General features: G+C 62.3%; 11 protein-coding genes. 2 read left to right on the top strand and 9 right to left on the bottom strand.

From position 1 onward, the window contains the following. Positions 1-49: 49 nt before the first annotated feature. Complete coding sequence (mapR, locus tag RGV33_RS14870; protein ID WP_322144908.1) at positions 50-1459, top strand: GntR family transcriptional regulator MpaR; 1410 nt, start codon at positions 50-52, stop codon at positions 1457-1459. Between the two features lie 100 nt (positions 1460-1559). Next, positions 1560-2018, top strand: a complete 459-nt coding sequence (locus tag RGV33_RS14865) for a hypothetical protein (protein WP_322144907.1) — start codon at positions 1560-1562, stop codon at positions 2016-2018. 46 nt (positions 2019-2064) lie between these two features. Here the strand turns inward: RGV33_RS14865 and RGV33_RS14860 are convergent, their stop codons facing one another. From RGV33_RS14860 to RGV33_RS14820, 9 genes are all read right to left on the bottom strand, one after another. Continuing rightward, positions 2065-2811 carry an SDR family oxidoreductase gene (locus RGV33_RS14860; protein WP_322144906.1) on the bottom strand — a complete coding sequence of 249 codons (747 nt, stop codon included), beginning with the start codon at positions 2809-2811 and terminating at the stop codon, positions 2065-2067. Between the two features lie 72 nt (positions 2812-2883). Further along, complete coding sequence (locus tag RGV33_RS14855; RefSeq protein ID WP_322144905.1) at positions 2884-4977, bottom strand: putative bifunctional diguanylate cyclase/phosphodiesterase; 2094 nt, start codon at positions 4975-4977, stop codon at positions 2884-2886. A 381-nt stretch (positions 4978-5358) separates the two neighbouring features. Then, the gene (locus RGV33_RS14850) at positions 5359-6837 is read right to left on the bottom strand and encodes an efflux transporter outer membrane subunit (protein ID WP_322144904.1); all 1479 of its coding nucleotides are present in this window, start codon (positions 6835-6837) and stop codon (positions 5359-5361) included. Continuing rightward, complete coding sequence (locus RGV33_RS14845; RefSeq protein ID WP_322144903.1) at positions 6834-9941, bottom strand: efflux RND transporter permease subunit; 3108 nt, start codon at positions 9939-9941, stop codon at positions 6834-6836. The genes RGV33_RS14850 and RGV33_RS14845 overlap by 4 nt, the downstream gene beginning before the upstream one ends. Beyond that, positions 9938-13039, bottom strand: coding sequence for an MdtB/MuxB family multidrug efflux RND transporter permease subunit (locus RGV33_RS14840; protein ID WP_322144902.1), 3102 nt, complete (start codon positions 13037-13039; stop codon positions 9938-9940). Before RGV33_RS14840 ends, RGV33_RS14845 begins: the two co-directional genes overlap by 4 nt. Then, on the bottom strand, positions 13036-14343 hold the full coding sequence (locus RGV33_RS14835) for an MdtA/MuxA family multidrug efflux RND transporter periplasmic adaptor subunit (RefSeq protein WP_322144901.1): 1308 nt from the start codon (positions 14341-14343) through the stop codon (positions 13036-13038). The genes RGV33_RS14840 and RGV33_RS14835 overlap by 4 nt, the downstream gene beginning before the upstream one ends. Positions 14344-14573: 230 nt before the next feature. Further along, positions 14574-15074, bottom strand: coding sequence for a thiol peroxidase (tpx, locus tag RGV33_RS14830; RefSeq protein ID WP_322144900.1), 501 nt, complete (start codon positions 15072-15074; stop codon positions 14574-14576). A gap of 108 nt (positions 15075-15182) precedes the next feature. Continuing rightward, positions 15183-17897: a cystathionine beta-lyase gene (metC, locus tag RGV33_RS14825; RefSeq protein ID WP_322144899.1), complete on the bottom strand. Its 2715-nt coding sequence runs from the start codon at positions 17895-17897 to the stop codon at positions 15183-15185. Between the two features lie 26 nt (positions 17898-17923). Then, positions 17924-18571 carry a glutathione S-transferase family protein gene (locus tag RGV33_RS14820; protein ID WP_322144898.1) on the bottom strand — a complete coding sequence of 216 codons (648 nt, stop codon included), beginning with the start codon at positions 18569-18571 and terminating at the stop codon, positions 17924-17926. Positions 18572-18666: the final 95 nt, after the last annotated feature.

The raw sequence follows: 18666 nt of genomic DNA, 5'->3' as shown, positions 1-18666 counted from the left end.
CAGCAGCCCCATAAACACTGAACTCATTTATTTACCGTACTGAGCCTCAATGAAACGCTACGAAAAATTCGCCGACGACATCGCAGAACTGATCCGCTCTGGCGTGCTCGGCCCCGGCCAGCGCGTGCCATCGGTGCGTTATGCCAGCCAGGCCTACGGCGTCAGCCCGTCTACGGTGTTCCAGGCCTACTACCTGCTGGAGCGTCGCGGGCTGATCCGTGCACGGCCGCGCTCGGGGTACTTCGTCAACACCCATGCGCCGAGCCCGTTTTCCGAGCCGGTGGTGAGCGCTCACGTGCACGAATCCACCGAAGTGGACGTCAGCGAACTGGTGTTCTCGGTGCTCGACTCCATCAAAGACCCGCAAACCGTGCCCTTCGGCTCGGCGTTTCCCAGCCCCACGCTGTTCCCGCTGCAACGCCTTTCCCGCTCCCTGGCCAGCGCCAGCCGGGAAATGGACCCGCGCATGGTGGTCACCGACATGTCGCCGGGCAACCCGCAACTGCGCCGGCAAATCGCCCTGCGCTACATGGTCGGCGGCCTGATGCTGCCGATGGAAGAACTGTTGATCACCAATGGCGCCCTGGAGGCGCTGAACCTGTGCCTGCAGGCCGTGACCGAGCCGGGCGATCTGGTGGCGATCGAAGCGCCAGCGTTCTACGCCAGCCTGCAAATCCTCGAACGCCTGAAACTCAAGGCGGTGGAAATTCCCGTGCACCCGCGCGACGGCATCGACCTCAAGGTGCTGGCACAAAGCCTGGAGCGCTACCCGATCAAGGCCTGTTGGTGCATGACCAGCTTCCAGAACCCCATGGGCGCGACCATGCCCGAGGCCCGGAAGCAGGAGTTGGTGGAGTTGTTGCGCAGCCATCAGGTGCCGCTGATTGAAGACGACGTGTATGCCGAGTTGTATTACGGGCAACAGGCGCCGAAACCGGCCAAGGCGTTCGACACCGAAGGCCTGGTGATGCACTGCGGCTCCTTCGCCAAAAGCCTGGCACCGGGCTATCGCATAGGCTGGGTTGCTGCCGGGCGTTACGCGCAGAAAATCGAGCGGCTGAAGCTGATGACGTCGCTGTGTGCGTCGATGCCGGCGCAGGCGGCGATTGCCGATTACCTGCAACACGGCGGCTACGACCGGCACCTGCGCAAGTTGCGGTATGCGCTGGAAGAACAGCAAAGCGCGATGCTGGCGGCCATCGCCCGCTATTTTCCTGCGCAGACGCGGGTCAGCCAGCCGGCCGGCGGTTATTTCCTGTGGCTGGAGTTGCCGGAGCAGACCGACTCATTGAAGTTGTTCCAGATGGCGCTGGCCCAAGGCATCAGCATCGCGCCGGGGCCGATCTTTTCGCCGACGCAACGCTTCAGGAACTGCATCCGCTTGAATTACGGCAGCCCGTGGGACGAGTCGTGTGAAAAGGCGATGGAGACGCTGGGGAAGATTGTGCGTTCGTTTTAGCGACGCAGGTGGAACCGAACCGGGACAGGGGCCACACAAGACTGCGCCGTTTCTCACAGCAGGAAGGGTGCATTTATTTGGTTCATATCAGAGATACCCTATGAATATTTCTTCACGCCCAAGGGTTCAACCCTTGCCCGTCCCGCCCAATTACATGCGTGCCGCAGAACAGCAACAGGTGCGCGAGATGCATGGCCCCGCCGGGTCCCCAGCCGGTGATCACCGATCCGCTGAACGGATTATCGACCAAAGCCCTGTGCTGAAGCACTTTCTCAAAGGCCGCGATCACTATCAGGTCGGCGACGACCTGAAGCGGAAACTCGGTGACTGGAGCGAAGCCAATCCGGATCCAGCCTCACGCGCCAACGCCGCCTATAACCTGGACAAGGTGCTCCGGCTCATCGACAACCTGGATGACCGCAAACTGAACGCCAGTCAGAGCCGTAACGGTATCGTGGACGGGTTCTCTGACGACGGCTACAAAACCCGGGACCATAGCGAGGCGTGGTTGCTCGGCGAGTTCTCGCGCCGCGGTTACAAAGTACTGCGCAACGCCTGATGCTGGTGTGTGGCGCAGGCTTGGCCGCGCCACACACCAGATACGTCTAACGGCCGCCTGCCAAGTCAATAAAGGTTCCGGTGGCGTAGGACGCCTTGTCCGACAGCAGCCAGATAATCCCTTCTGCGACCTCTTCGGCGCGCCCGCCCCGGGCCATGGGAATGCCCGGCTCAAGCTTGCTGACCCGGTCAGGATCGCCGCTCAGAGCATGGAAGTCGGTGAAGATGAAGCCAGGCCGTACGCCATTGACTCGAACCCCCTCACCCGCCACTTCCTTGGAAAGCCCGAGGGTGAAGGTATCCAGCGCGCCCTTGGACGCGGCGTAATCCACATATTCACCCGGCGCCCCCAGACGTGCAGCGGCCGACGAAACGTTGACGATGCTGCCGCCCTGCCCGCCATGTTTGGGCGACATGCGCAGCAGCGCATGCTTGGCACACAGGATCGGCCCCAACACATTGGTCTTGAGCGTCTTGAGGATGCGGAACTCGGACATTTCATCGACCCGCGACTTGTGCCCCACGGTCCCGGCGTTGTTGACCAGTGCCGTCACCCGGCCCAGCTCGGTATCAACCCGATGGAACAGGCCGATCACTTCGTCTTCGATACTGACATCGGCCCGCACTGCAATGGCCTGGGCGCCGAGGGCGCGCACTTGCTCAAGTACCCGGTGGGCCGCGTCCTCATCGGCCTGGTAATTGATGCAGATGCGATAGCCCTGGGCAGCGGCCAGCAACGCCGTGGCGGCGCCAATCCCACGGCTGCCACCGGTGATGATGACGACTTTGTCCATGTGTACGGTCTCCTGATTCAACGTGAGCTGATGGATCCAATACTACCTGCGCCCTACAGCTTTTGCATTGGCTCACATCATCGAATGCGCGCTCACCACTTGCTCGGCGCGCTGGATGTCGGCCATGAAACCCTCGGCGGGCAGTGGATGCCCCAGCAGATAACCTTGCAACGAATCGCAGCCCAGGCGCGTAAGGAAATTTTGCTGGACGTCGGTCTCTACCCCTTCGGCCACAATGCGCAGGCCCAGGGCCTGGCCAAGGGCAACAATGGCCGAGACGATGGCGGCGTCGTCGCTGTCGTGCTCCAGGTCACGCACAAACCCCCGGTCGATTTTCAGCTCATTGGCTGGCAGCCGCTTGAGGTACATCAGGCTCGAATAGCCGGTTCCAAAGTCGTCGATGGACAGGTCGACGCCCATGTCCGAGAGCTTTTGCAGCACCGTCATGCTCGCGTCAGCGTCACTCATGGCGGTAGTCTCGGTGATTTCCAGGGTCAGGCTGTTGGCCGGCAAGCGGTGGCGTTCCAGGGCATTGGCAACGCTATTCACCAACCCGGCGTGGCAGAACTGCAACGCCGACAGATTCACCGCGATGCGCCAGTCTTGATAGCCCTGGGCGTACCACACCTGCATCTGGCGGCAGGCTTCATTGAGTACCCAGTCGCCGATGGGGATGATCAAGCCGGTCTTTTCCGCCAGTTCGATAAACTTGTCCGGCAGCAACAACCCTTGTTGCGGGTGCTCCCAGCGCAGCAGCGCTTCGGCCCCCACCGGGCGGCCGCTGATGGCATCGAACTTGGGCTGGTAATAGAGCCTGAACTGTTCCTGCTCCAGGGCGTTGCGCAGGTCCTGCAGCAGTTGCAATTGCTTGCGCGCGTTGGTGTTCATCGACACATCGAAAAAGCTGTAGCCGTTCTTGCCCATGCCCTTGGCGTGATACATCGCCGCATCGGCGTTCATCAGCAGTTCCTGGGGAGTGGCGCCGTTGCCGGGAAACAGCGCGATACCAATGCTCGCGGAAATTTTCAGTTCATGCTCGGTGACCTTAAAAGACCGATTGATCAAACCTACCTGGCGCTCGGCCAGGCGCAGCGCATCGTCAGGCTGGGTCAGTTGAACCAGCAAGACAAACTCGTCGCCGCCGATTCGCGCCAGGGTGTCCTGGCTGCGCAAGTCTTCCCGCAGGCGCAGGCCAACCTGCTGCAACAGTTGGTCGCCCATGTGGTGGCCGAAGGCATCGTTGACGGGTTTGAAGCCGTCCAGGTCGATAAACATCAGCGCAAAGCACCCACCCTCCTCGTTCACCCGCTGTATGGCCTGTTGAATCCGGTCGGCGAGCAAGGTGCGGTTGGGCAAGCCGGTGAGCATATCGTGCAGGGCCAGGTGGGTGAGTTCCTGGTTGGCCTGGGTCAGCGAGTCTGCCAGCACTGCGGTGCGCGCCTCAAGACGGGCATCGGCCAGCGAGGTGAGCAACGCGATGATCAACACCGCGAGGGTGGTGACCAGCACCAGGTTATCCAGGCCTTTGCCGCTGAGGCCCGTCAAGGCGGCGCCGCAAAAGCTACCGTCTGCAAAACGCGCCGCGGCCATGCCGGTGTAGTGCATGCCAACTATTGCCACGCCCATCACCACCGCCGCACCACCCCGGGCCAGGCGTACGTAAGGCGTGTTGCGCCGCAGGTTGAAAGCGATCCACAAGGCCGCCGCCGAGGCACCCACGGCAATCAACAAGGAGGCAGTAAACAGTGTGGGGTCGTAGTCGATACCGGGGGTCATGCGCATCGCGGCCATGCCGGTGTAGTGCATGGCGCTGATGCCGGCGCCCATGATCAAAGCGCCAAACGCCAACTGCCACGCTGGCAAGCGCGGCTGACTGACAAGCCACAACGCAAAACCGCTGGAAAGGACCGCGATCAGCAATGACAGCAGGGTGATGCCGATGTCATAGCCCAGGCTGATGGGCAGGCGAAAGGCGAGCATGCCGATAAAATGCATCGACCAGATGCCCACGCCCATTGCCAACGCGCCACCGCCCATCCACAGGTAGACAGCGCGGCCTTTGGCCGTGGCAATGCGCCCGGTCATATCCAGCGCGGTGTAGGACGCAAGGATCGCGACAAACAGGGAAATCAGGACCAGGGCGGGGGAATAACTACCGGTGAGCATGGGGAGTCTCGTGACCAATGGGCCGAACGGCATCTGGGCCGGGCTGAAAAGTCAGGGATTGTAGCGAGAATAATTCTTGTACACCTGAAATATTGTCGTATGGCCATCATTCAAATTGTGGTTAGCGGGCTTGACCAGCGTTGGGTTGCGAGGCGGGTTCGAACAGGGGGATTTGGGGGTTGGGGGTTGGGGGCTTTAGCGCGAACTGGGTGAATGGGATTGGGGCCGCTTCGCAGCCCAGCGCGGGGCAAGCCCGCTCACCACAGTAAGCTCATTCACCACAGTAAGCCCGATCACCACAGTAGGCTCGCTCACCACAGTAGGCTCGTTCACCACAGTAAGCTGCTCCCACACAAGGGGATACACCTGCGCGAGCGCTGCTTACTTTTTGTCGCTCAGTTGCATCTGCCCATCCCAACCACCGCCCAGTGCGGCGATCAGTTGCACGCTGGCAACCAGCCGGGTTTGCAGCAGGGTCAGTACCGTACGCTCGTTGCTTAGAGCCGTCGCTTGCACGGTGACCACATCAAGATAAGCGATCAGGCCGGCCTTGTACTGGTTCTGGGTCAGGCGCAGGGATTCCCGGGCAGCTTCGAGGGCCTCGTTACTGACAACCGCCTCGTCTTCCAGGACCTTGAGCTGCACCATGTAGTTTTCCACTTCGCGAAAACCGTCGAGCACGGTCTGGCGGTACTTGGCCACGGTTTCGTCGTAGGACGCTTCGGCGCGGTCGACTTCCGCCGAGCGCTGGCCGCCGTCAAACAGGGTCATGGCGAGTTTCGGCCCCACCGACCAGAAGCGGTTCGGCAGGCTGATCCAGTCGGCGTAGGTGCTGCTGGAATAGCCGCCGGCCAGGCTCAAGGTCAGGTCCGGGTAGTAGGCGGTCTTGGCCACGCCGATGTTGGCATTGGCCGCGATCACCGAGCGCTCTGCCTGGGAGATATCCGGGCGACGCTCCAACAGTTGCGACGGCAGGCTCACCGGAATCTGCGGCAGCGCCGGAATGTCCTGGCTCACGGCCAGGTTGAAGTTGGCCGGCGGTATACCGGTCAGCACGGCAATCGCGTTCTCCAGCTGCGCCCGCTGCCAGATCAGGTCGATCATGCTGGCCTGGGTGCTTTTCAGCTGGGTCTGGGCCTGGGCAATCGCGTCCTTGCCCGAGACACCGGCGCGGTATTGGTTCTGCGTCATTTGCAGCGAGCGCTGGTAGGTGTCCACCGTGGCTTGCAGCAAGCGGGTTTGCTCGTCCATGACCCGCAATTGCAGGTAATCCTGCACGAGTTCCGACTGCTGGCTCAGGCGCATTGCCGCAAGGTCTGCGGCGCTGGCTTCGGCGCTGGCTTCATTGGCTTCCAGGCCCCGGCGTAATTTGCCCCAGATATCGGCTTCCCAACTCACACCCAACTGAGCGTTCAAGGTGTCGCGAATGCCGCTGCTGGAGCTGCTCAGGCTGGCGTTGCTGCTGCCGGTTCCCTGGCTGGCACGGGTTTTCCCGGCGCTCAGGTCGACGGTCGGGAAAAACGCCCCGCGGGCACTGCGCACCTGCGATGCCGCCTGGCGATAACGCGCTTCGGCCTGGGCCACGGTCTGGTTGGAGCTGTTGAGTTTTTCTACCAGCTCATTGAGTTGTTTGTCGCCATACAGCTCCCACCAGGCCCCCCGGGCCAACGAGTCGCTCGGCGCCGCCTGGCGCCAGCCCTGGGCTTGCTTGTACTGCGCCGGCTCGGCCAATTCGGGGCGCTGGTAATCCGGGCCGACGGCGCAGGCGCTGAGGATCACGCCACACAGGGCCAGGCTCAACAACCTGGACCCGCGAGTCATGGCCAGACGTTGCACGGTGGGAAACGTTGAATCGGTCATAGCGCAGTGTCCAGGGCAGCATCGGTACGCACTCCGCGCCAGCCGTTGAAACGGTGGCGCAGGCGGTCGAGATAAAGGTAAACCACAGGTGTGGTGTAGAGGGTCAGGATCTGGCTGACGATCAGGCCGCCGATGATCGTCAGGCCCAGGGGCTGACGCATTTCCGCACCTTCGGCGGTGCTCAGTAGCAACGGCAAGGCGCCAAGGATCGCCGCCAGGGTGGTCATCAGGATCGGCCGCAGTCGCACCAGGCACGCAGCGCGAATCGATTCCAGCGGGCTCAGGCCATCGTGGCGCTCCAGTTGCAGCGCCAGGTCAATCATCAGGATCGCGTTTTTCTTCACCACACCGATCAACAGGAACAGCCCCAGCAGCGAGATCAGGCTGAACTCGCCGCCCAGCACATAGATCGACAACAACGCACCGACGCCTGCCGACGGCAAGGTCGACAGGATGGTCAGCGGGTGAATGTAGCTCTCGTACAGAATCCCCAGCACCAGGTATACCGCCACCAGCGCACCAAGGATCATGAACGGTTGGCCTTTCTGGGTCGCGGCGAAGGCGTCGGCGGTACCGGACATCTTCGCAATCACATCTTCGGGCAAGCCCACCTTGGCAATCGCCCGTTCGATGGCGGCCGTGCCCTGCTCTACCGTGACACCGGGGGACATGTCGAACGCAATGTTCTCCGAGGCGAATTGCCCTTCATGGCGAACCGTGTCATCGGCCAGGCTGTTTTCGTAGTGGGCAATGGTCGACAGCGGCACCCGTGCGCCTGTCGCGGTGATGACTTGCATCTGCTTCAGGGTAATCGGGTCCTGGGCGTATTTGGGGTTGACCTCCATCACAACCTGGTACTGGTTGAGGCTGTCATAAATGGTGGAAATCTGGCGCTGGCTGTAGGCGTTGTTCAGCACCGCCGTGACCATGCTCATGTCGATGCCCAGGCGCTTGGCCTGGTCGCGGTCGACAATCAGGGTTACCTGCGCCGCGCCCCGGCCTTCACGCGCGTCGATAGCGGTCAGCTCCGGCAACTCGCGCAAGGCGGCGACCACTTTCGGGTACCACAGCCGCAAGGCAGCGAGGTCACCGCTTTGCAGGATGTAGGAGTACTGCGCGGTGGTCTGGTCGCGGCTGCCACCAAACTGCAGGTCCTGGTCGGCCATCAAAAACAGCCGCCCGCCCGGCACCAGCGGCACATCTTTACGCAACCGCTCGATCACCCCCTGCGCAGAAATCCTGCGCTCGCTGATGGGTTTGAGCCGCACCAGCATCACCGCATTATTAGTACCGTTGTTGCCGCCGATAAAGCCCGCCACGCTCAGTACCGCGGGGTCCTTGAGTACCGCTTGGCGGAAGATTTCCATCTTCGGCTGCATCACGCCAAACGACAATCCGTCATCACCGCGCACAAAACCGATCAACTGGCCGGTGTCCTGCTGGGGCATGAAGGTTTTCGGCACCACCACGTACAGCGCTACGTTGACCCCAATGGTGACCAACAGGCTGAACAGGGTCAGGCGCCGATGGCGCAGTACCCAGTCGAGGCTGCGGGCGTAGCCGGCAACCATGCGTGCGTGGACCTTCTCGCTCCAGCGCTGCAAACCGGTTTCCTGCCCCGGGACATGGGGCTTGAGCCAGCGGGCGCAGAGCATTGGGGTAAGGGTCAGCGACACCACCAGCGAGACGATAATGGACGCCGCCAGGGTGATCGAAAATTCGCGGAACAAACTGGTGACGATCCCACCCATGAACAGGATGGAGAGGAACACTGCCACCAGCGACACGTTCATCGACAGCAAGGTAAAGCCGACTTCCTTGGCGCCCAGGTACGCCGCTTTCATCGGCGACACGCCGTCGTCGATATGCCGGGAGATGTTCTCCAGCACCACGATGGCATCGTCCACCACCAGGCCGGTGGCGAGGATCAGCGCCATCAGCGACAGGTTGTTCAGCGAAAAGCCGAACAGGTACATCACCGCAAACGTGCCCACCAGCGACACCGGCACCGCCAGGGTAGGAATCAACGAAGCGCGGAAGTTACCGAGGAACAGGTACACCACCAGGATCACCAGGGCCACGGCAATCAGCAGGGTCATCTCGGCTTCATGCAATGTGGCGGTAATCACCGGGGAGCGGTCCATGGCCAGGTTCAGCTTGACGCTGGACGGCAGCACCGCCTGCAATGCCGGCAACTGGGCCTTGATCTGTTTAACCGTCTCGATGATGTTGGCGTCGGACTGACGGTTGATCACCAGCAGCACCGCCGAATCATTGTTGAAGAAGCCGCTGTTGTAGCGGTCCTCCACCCCGTCGCTGATCCTGGCCACGTCGCCCAGGCGCAGGGCCGCGCCATTCTGGTAGCGAATCAGCAGCGGTTCGTAGTCCTTGGCCTTTTCCAGCTGGTCGTTGGCCTGGATCTGCCAGTTGCGCTGGCTGTCTTCCAGCGAGCCCTTGGGGCGGCGCACGTTGGCATTGGCGATGGTGTTGCGCACATCGTCCAGGGCCACGCCGTACTGGTCGAGGGCCTTGGGTTCAAGCTCGATACGCACGGCGGGCAAGGAGCTGCCGCCGATCTGTACTTCACCCACGCCCGGCACCTGGGACAGGCTTTGCGACAGGATGGTCGAGGCCAGGTCGTATAGCTGGCCCTTGGGCAGCACGTCCGAGGTCAGCGACAGCACCATGATCGGCGCCTGCGACGGGTTGATCTTTTTATAGGTGGGCATGCTGCGCATGCCGCTGGGCAGCAGGTTGCGCGAGGCATTGATGGCTGCCTGCACTTCCCGCGCGGCGCCGTTGATGTCGCGGTCGGAGTCGAACGCCAGAATCACCCGTGTGGAGCCCTGGCTCGAGGAACTGCTCATGGTGGTGATGCCGGAAATCGCCCCGAAAGATCGCTCCAGCGGCGTTGCCACCGTGGAGGCCATGACCTCGGGACTGGCCCCGGGCAGGCTCGCCGATACCACGATCACCGGGAAGTTGATCTGCGGTAGCGGCGACACCGGCAGCAAGTTGAACGCCACGCCACCCAGCAACATAATCGCCAGGCTCAGTAGCATGGTCGCTACCGGCCGGCGAATGAACGGTCCGGACAGGTTCATGACTCAACCGGCTCCAGGCGCACCGGCTCTTTGCGCCAGCGCCGCCCCAGGCGGTCGAAATACAGGTAGATCACCGGTGTGGTAAACAGCGTCAACACCTGGCTTACCAGCAACCCGCCGACCATCACCAGGCCCAGCGGCTGGCGCAATTCGGCGCCGGAACCGGTGGCGAGCATCAACGGCACGGCACCGAACAGCGCCGCCAGGGTGGTCATCAGGATCGGCCGGAACCGCAACAGCGCCGCTTGATAGATCGCGGTTTGCGGGTCCAGGCCCTGGTTGCGTTCTGCGTCGAGGGCGAAGTCGATCATCATGATCGCGTTCTTCTTCACGATGCCGATCAACAGGATGATGCCAATAATCGCGATCATCCCCAGGTCATTGCCACTGAGCAGCAAGGCCAGCAAGGCCCCCACCGCCGCCGACGGCAAGGTCGAGAGAATGGTGATCGGGTGGATGTAGCTCTCGTAGAGCACCCCCAGCACGATGTACATGGTCACCACCGCCGCCAAAATCAGCAGCAAGGTGCTCGACAGCGAAGCCTCGAACGCCTGGGCCGCGCCCTGGAACTGGGTCTGCACACCCACCGGCATGCCGATGTCTTTCTGGGCTTGGTTGATCAGCTCCACGCCTTTGCCCAAAGCCACGCCGGGGGCCAGGTTGAACGACATCATCACCGCCGGGAACTGGCCGATATGCGCGATTGCCAACTGCGCCTGGCGCTGCTCCACATGGGCCAGGCTCGACAGCCGGACCTGGCCGCCGTCGGTGGTTTTCACGTGGATCTGGTTCAGGGCGGCCGGGCCGAGGGTTTCGCCGGACTGGGCCTGCAACACCACGCGGTACTGGCTGGCCTGGGTATAGATGGTGGAAATCTGCCGCTGGCCGAACGCGTCATACAGCGCATCGGTGATGGTGGAAACCGACACGCCAAGGCGCGATGCTGCGTCGCGGTCGATCACCAGGTACACCTGCAGGCCTTTGTCCTGCAGGTCGCTGGCGACGTCGGAGAGTTCCGGCACCTGGCTGAGGGCATGCACCAGCTTGTCGCTCCACAGCGCCAGCAGCTCGGCGTCCGGCGAAGACATGCTGAACTGGTACTGGGTGCGGCTGACGCGGTCTTCGATGGTCAGGTCCTGCACCGGCTGCATGAACAGGCGGATACCCACCAACTTGTCCAGTTGCGGTTGCAGGCGCGTGATGATCTGCGCCGCGCTCAGGTCCCGTTCGCCGTGGGGCTTGAGGTTGATCAGCAACCGGCCGCTGTTGAGGGTAGCGTTATCCCCATCCACCCCGATATAGGACGACAGGCTCTCTACCGCCGGGTCTTGGAGGATGATCTTCGCGAGTTCCTGTTGGCGCTGGCTCATGGCCGCGAAAGAGATCGACTGCGGCGCTTCGGAAATGCCCTGGATCACGCCGGTGTCCTGCACCGGGAAGAAGCCCTTGGGCACCGCCAGGTACAGCACCACGGTCAGGCCCAGGGTGGCAATGGCCACCAGCAGGGTCAGCGGCTGGTGCTTGAGCACCCACTGCAACTTGCGCCCGTAGGCCGCGACCAGCCAGTCGATCCAGGCACCGCTGGCCTTGTAGAAACGGCCCTGTTCTTCTTCCTTCGGTTCGCGTTTGAGCAAACGCGCGCACATCATCGGCGTAAGTGTGAGGGACACCACCAGGGAAATCAGGATCGCCACCGCCAAGGTGATGGCAAATTCACGGAACAAGCGCCCGACCACGTCGGCCATGAACAGCAGCGGGATCAATACCGCAATCAGCGACAGTGTCAGGGAAATCAGGGTGAAGCCAATCTGCTTGGCGCCCTTGAGCGCCGCCGCCATGGGCGTCTCGCCTTCCTCGATATAGCGGGAGATGTTCTCCAGCATCACGATGGCGTCATCCACCACAAAACCGGTGGCGATGGTCAGGGCCATCAGGGTCAGGTTATTGATGGAAAAACCGGCGAGGTACATCACCCCAAAGGTACCCACCAGGGACAGTGGCACCGCGACAGAAGGAATGAGAGTGGCGCTGAAACGGCGCAGGAACAGGAACGTCACCATCACCACCAGGGCGATGGCGATCAGCAATTCGTGTTGCACGTCCTTGACCGAGGCACGGATGGTCTGGGTACGGTCGGTGAGCACCGTCACCTCCAGCCCCGCCGGCAGGTTGTCGGTGATGCTCGGCAACAATGCCTTGATCCGGTCCACCACCTCGATGACGTTGGCCCCGGGCTGGCGCTGGATGTTCAGCAGTACCGCCTGGTTTTCATTGGCCCAGGCCGCGAGGCGCTCGTTCTCGGCGCCGTCGACAATCTGTGCCACATCCTTGAGCCGCAACGGCGCGCCATTGTTGTAGGCAAGGATCAGTTCGGCGTATTCCTTGGGCGAGACCAACTGGTCGTTGGCGTCGAGCATCGACACCCGCGTGGGGCCGTCGAAGTTGCCTTTGGGCTGGTTGACGTTGGACGCGGCGATCAGCGTGCGCACATCCGACAGGTTCAGGCCGTTGGCCGCGAGTGCCTCGGGGTTGACCTTGATCCGCACCGCCTGGCGCTGGCCACCGGCGATGCTGACCATGCCCACGCCGCTGATCTGCGCGATTTTCTGTGCCATGCGCGTGTCGACCAGGTCATTGAGCTTGGGCAGCAGCATGGTCTTGGAGGTGATGGCCAGGGTGAGTACCGGGGTGTCCGCCGGGTTGACCTTGTTGTACACCGGCGGCGCCGGCAAGTCCTTGGGCAACAGGTTGGTGGCGGCGTTGATCGCGGCCTGCACCTGTTGCTCGGCGACATCCATGTTGATGTCGAGGTTGAAACGCAGGGTCAGCACCGAGGCGCCGCCGGAGCTGGTGGACGCCATCTGGGTCAGGCCGGGCATTTGCCCGAACTGACGCTCCAGGGGCGCCGTTACCGCGCTGGTCATCACGTCCGGGCTGGCGCCGGGGTACAGGGTCATCACGCGGATGGTCGGGTAGTCAACCTGGGGCAAGGCCGAGACCGGCAGCAGGCGATAGGCGATCGCACCGGCCAAGACAATGGCCAGCATGCTCAGGGTGGTGGCTACCGGGCGAAGGATGAACAGCCGCGAGAGATTCATTTGCCGCCCTTTTGCGCCTTGCCGGCGTCTGCCGGACCTTGCTGCGCCTTGGCTGCCGGCTGGCCCTGAAGGTGTTCGGTCGGGGTGGTGGGCACTTGCGTGCTGTCGTTGACCACTTCGATTTCACTGCCGTCCTTCAGCCGGTCGGTGCCTTCGAGCACCACGCGGTCGCCGGCGGCCAGGCCATCCTTGATCACGGTGTTGTCGCCGTCGGAATCACCGATCACCAGCGCACGTACCTTGACCTTCTTGTCGCCGTCGAGCACGTAGACAAAGGTGCCGGTGTTGCCGAACTGAATCGCCGCCGAGGGCGCCAGCACCACGTTATGCAGGGTGTCGGCCAGCAGGTGCACGTTCACGAATTGGTTGGGGAACAGCGCCTGGTCCTTGTTATCGAACCGCGCCTTGAACTTCAGGGTGCCGGTGGTGACGTCGATCTGGTTGTCCAGGCTTTGCAGCACGCCAGTGGCCTTCAACGCCACATCGCCACGGTCCCAGGCTTCTGCCGGCAGCTTGTTACCGGCGTGATAACGCGCCAGCACGGTTTCGAGGGTGTTTTCCGGCAGCGTGAAAGCCACGCTGATGGGTTGGGTCTGGGTGATCACCGCCAGGAAGGTGGTGTCGTTGGCGGCCACAAGGTTACCCACGTCCACCTGACGCAGGCCGACACGCCCGGTGATCGGGGCGCGGATTTTGGTGAATTCGAGGTTGAGCTTGGCGTCATCCACCGCGCCCTGGTTGGTCTTGACCGTGCCCTGGTACTGCAACACCAGCGCTTCGGCGGTGTCCAGGGTTTGCTTGGCGATACTGTCTTGCGCATACAGGTCGCGATAACGCTGCACGTCGACCTGGGCGTTTTTCAGCTGGGCCTGGTTTTGCAGCAACGTGCCCTGGGCCTGGAGCAAGGCATTCTGGTAGCTGCGCGGGTCGATTTCCGCCAGCAGATCGCCGGCCTTGACCATCTGCCCTTCTTCAAAGGCGATCTTGACCAGTTCGCCGCCTACCCGGCTGCGCACGTTGATGGTGTTCAATGCCGTGACCGTGCCCAACGCCTTGTAGTAGACCGGGAACTCACCCAACACCGCGGGCGCCACGCGCACCGGCACCGGGCCGGTAGAACCACCAAAGCCCGGGCGCATCATGCCCGATTTGCCAGCATGCCCGGCGGGCTTCTTCTCGGCGCTGTCTTTATGGCTGCCGGGCCAGAATTTCCAGCACAGGCCGGCAATAACCAGCAGCACGAGCAGGCCGAACAGCCAGCGACGGGAGTGACGAGGGGTGGATTGCATGGAGTGATCAACCATTGGGCGCGAGAGCTTCTTCTTTGGGAGGCTGAAAGATAAGCACTGGAGCGCGTTAAGAGAAGCGCCTTTACCGGCTATTTACCTTGGATTACAACTTTTAACTTCTTTGCTTAGTCCATTGGCTATCTGGCTAAACATCTGAAGCACAAATAAAAACGGCCTGGACTAGGCCAGGCCGCAATCATGCATCACACGTGTTACTGCAAAACGACAGTCACGCGTAGTTACAGTTACTTCAAGACAGCCAGGGCTGCCTCGTAGTTAGGCTCTTGGCCAATTTCACTGACCAGTTCGCTGTGCAACACGTTGTCATTTTCGTCCAGTACCACGACGGCACGGGCGGTCAGGCCTTTGAGCGGGCCGCTGGCAATCGCTACACCGTAGTCGACCGCGAATGCTGCCTCACGGAAGTCCGACAGGTTCTTCACGTTTTCCAGGCCTTCGGCGCCGCAGAAGCGCGCCTGGGCGAATGGCAGGTCAGTGGAGATGCACAACACCACGGTGTTGGCCACGTCATTGACCTGGGTGTTGAACTTGCGAACCGACGTGGCGCAAGTCGGGGTATCAACGCTTGGGAAGATGTTCAGCACTTTGCGCTTGCCGGCAAAGGTCGCCAGGGTTGCGTCAGACAGATCGCCGGCAGTCAGGGTGAAGTCTGGCGCCTTGGCGCCGACTTGTGGCAACTCGCCTTCGACCTGGACAGGGTTGCCACGGAGGGTAACTTGAGCCATGAACGGAATCCTTCTAGTGGTGGTAGTGAAACGAATTTCAGGTGCCGAAGTTAAACACAAAGTTCGATTGGCACCTATGGTCAGACGCAAATTGTCATGACCGCTGGCCTAACGCCCCGCCGCCACGAACCCGCGCTGCAAGTCCTCGACCAACGCAGCCACATCCTCCAATCCCACATGCAGGCGCACCACAGGGTTCAACCCACGGTCGGCGGCACTCTCGCGATCCTGCGTCTCTGCCAGGGTCACCAGGCTTTCATAACCGCCCCAGGATGCACCCAGGCCAAACAACTGCAAGCCGTCGATAAACCGCTCGACGTAACCGGCATCCGCACTGTTCAGCTCAAATGACAGCAAACCGTTACTGCCGCTGAAGTCACGCTTCCACAGCGCATGGCCAGGATGGTCTGCCAGCGCCGGATGGAACACCCGCTTGACCTGCGGCTGCGCCTGCAACCATTGGGCGATCGACAGCGCCTGGCGCTCATGCACGTCCAGCCGCGAAGCCAGGGTGCGCGCGCCACGCAGGATCAGGTAGGCGTCATCGGCACTGACGGCATTGCCAAACGTGTCGCTCATCCTTGCCAGCGCCGGCCATGCCGCTTCAGTGGTGCAGACGCTGCCCATCATCACATCGCTGTGGCCACCGAGGTATTTGGTCAGGGCCATGATCGAGATATCGGCACCCAACGCCAGCGGACGATACAGGTACGCCGAGCCCCAGGTGTTGTCCACCGCCAGCAAGATGCCACGTGGCTTGCACAGTGCGGCAATCGCCGGGAGGTCGCACAATTCATATAGCAGCGAACCCGGTACTTCGGCATAGACCATTTTGGTGTTGGTTTGCAGTTGCGCTTCCAGGCCACTGCCGTCCGGGCTGAAGTAACTCACTTCGATGCCGAATGGCTGGAGGAATTCGCGCGCCAGCTTGCGCACCGGCGAATACACCGCATCGGTGATCAGCACATGATCGCCGGGCCGCAGGTAGGCCAGGAACGTCTGCGCCGCTGCGGCCAGGCCCGTGCCATACAATCGGGTGCGATAGCCGCCTTCCAGTTCGGTGACCAGGTCTTCCAGGGCAAACCCCGTGGGATTGCCGCGTGCGCCGTAACTCAAGACGCGCTCGCTGTCGCGCCGGGAACGGGCGTCGCGCATCTGCGCCAGGTTGTCGAACAGCACGGTGCTCAGGCGGGTAACGGGTACGTTGACCGCCCGGCCGCCGCTGCCGCCTTCAGTACGCGCGGCATGAATCAGCCGGGTGCGCACGCGTGATGCCGGCAGCAAGGGTTTGAGGCTGGCGATTTCCGCTGCGCTCATCTGCGCCAACAGGCCGATTTCCCAGGCCAGGTACTGGCGGGCGGCGTCCTTGTTGCCGCTGTGGCGGTCATGCGTGAAGAACAGGAAGTCGATGCACAGGTTATCCGGTGGCGTTTGTGCATCCTCGATCACCGGCAAACCGGCTGCGACCCAGGCTGCATACCCGCCGTCGAGCAAGCGCACGCCTTCACCCAAATCCTGCGCGGCAAAAGCGGCCAGTGCCGGGTCATCGGCCAGCAGCACCAAAGGGCGCGCATTGGCGGTCAACAGCGAACGAATCGACCAACGCGAACCGGCAATCCGGCCCTTGCGATGGACCATGCTCGAACGCAGGTCCACCAAGTCCACGGCGTCGTCTTTCAGTGCATCGGCCAACGCCTGCACCGAGATCTCTGGCAACGCCTTGAACGGCACACCCTGCTTGACCGGCAACGCCAGACCACTGTGGATGCCACCCTCCAGCACATACGCCTCATGCCCCAATTGCCGCAGCCAACTGGCGACAATCGGCGCACGCACGCCGTCGCTGTCCACCAGCACCACCCGCGCCTGACGCACGCCGATGTACAGGTCGGTCGACTGAACCAACTGCCCGCCCGGCGTGTGTTGCGCCCCCGGCAAACTGCCGGCGGCAAACTCTTCAGCGGTACGCACATCACACAGGAACAGGCTGCGGGCCGCATCAGCCGCCCATTGCCGAACCTGATCCGCCTTGACAGCGACCACCCCTGCCCGCTCCGCCAGTTGCCGGGCAGCCTCGCGCTGTTGGCCCAGGCCTGTCGAGACCTGATCGGCATAACGCCGGGTACTGCCATGCTCCAGTTTGAAATCGGCCAGGTACCAACCCTGAGTACCGTTTTCCAGCGCATAAACCGGGTTCTTCACGCCGAGGTTGATCAGCGTCTGGGCACCAATAATGCTGCGGGTACGACCGGCGCAGTTGACCACGATGGGCGTCGTCTCATCCGGCACCAGGTCGTGCACGCGGTAGCCCAACTCACCGTTGGGGCAGCAGATGGAACCGGGTATGGTCATCTTGCGGTATTCATCGAACGGCCTGCCGTCCAGTACCACCAATGGCTCGCCCGTGGCCTGCCAGGCCGCCAATTGCTGCGCGGTGACATGTGGCGTATGGCTGGCCTCCTCCACCAACTCGCCAAAGGCTTTTGACGGCACATGCACCCCGGCAAACAGTTGCAGGCCGGCTGCCTGCCAACCGTGCGCGCCACCTTCCAGCACATGCACATGGCGGTAGCCCAACGCCTGCAAGCGCAACGCCGTGCGCGCCGCCACATCACCGCCGTCCTGGTCGTAAATCACCAGGCGCACCTGAGGATTCGGTGCCAGGCGCTGCACCTCAAGCTCCAGGCGGCTATAGGGCAGGTTTACCCCGTGGAACAAGTGGGCCTCGCCGTACTGGCCGTGCTCGCGTACGTCGAACAGGGCGATTTCCTGGCCGTCGAACAGCCATTGTTGCAATTGCCCGGGTGTGATGGTCTGGCTCATGAAAGTCCCGCAAAAAAAGAGATGGGTTACTGCAAGGCCAACGAACGCTCGCCGGCGGCCACTTCACGGCCCTTGGCGTAGGCCCGCTGGACCGCCGGGCGCGCCTTGATACGCTGGCGCCAGGCCTGGATGTTCGGGTAGTCCTCCAAGTCCTGGCCCTGGCGCAGGGGCTGGATCCACGGGAAGATCGCCATGTCGGCCACCGAATATTCGCCCGCCACATACGGCACTTCGGCCAGGCGCTGCTCCAGCACCCGATACAGGCGCGTGGCTTCGGCGTTCAGCAGGTCCAGGGCGAAGGGAATCGGTTCCGGGGCCTTTTCCTTGAACAGTTGCAGCTGGCTAAGGTACGGGGTGATGTGCCCCACCTGCCAAAACAGCCATTCCTGGACTTTCTGGCGCTCGGCGCTGCCGGCGGGCGGCAGGAAGCGCCCGGCCTGGTCGGCGAGGTAATTCAGGATCGCCCCGGATTCGAACAGGCTCAGGGGTGCGTCAAGGCGGTGGTCGACAATCGCCGGGATCCGCCCGTTGGCGCTGATGCGCTGGAAGCTTTCCTGCTTCTGCGCACCTTCGCGGATGTTCACGGGAATCAGGCGGTACGGCGCCTCCAGCTCTTCAAGCAGGATGCCGACTTTCAGGCCGTTGCCGGTGGGCCAGTAATACAGATCAATCATAAAAACCCCTGGATGAACGCGGACCAAAGTGGGAGCTGGCTTGCCTGCGACGCAGGCGATGCGGTGAATCAGGTAAACCGCGTCGATGCAATAGC

It is taken from the genome of Pseudomonas sp. Bout1, assembly GCF_034314165.1.
Lineage (GTDB): Bacteria > Pseudomonadota > Gammaproteobacteria > Pseudomonadales > Pseudomonadaceae > Aquipseudomonas.
This window is presented reverse-complemented; position numbering and strand designations above follow the sequence as displayed.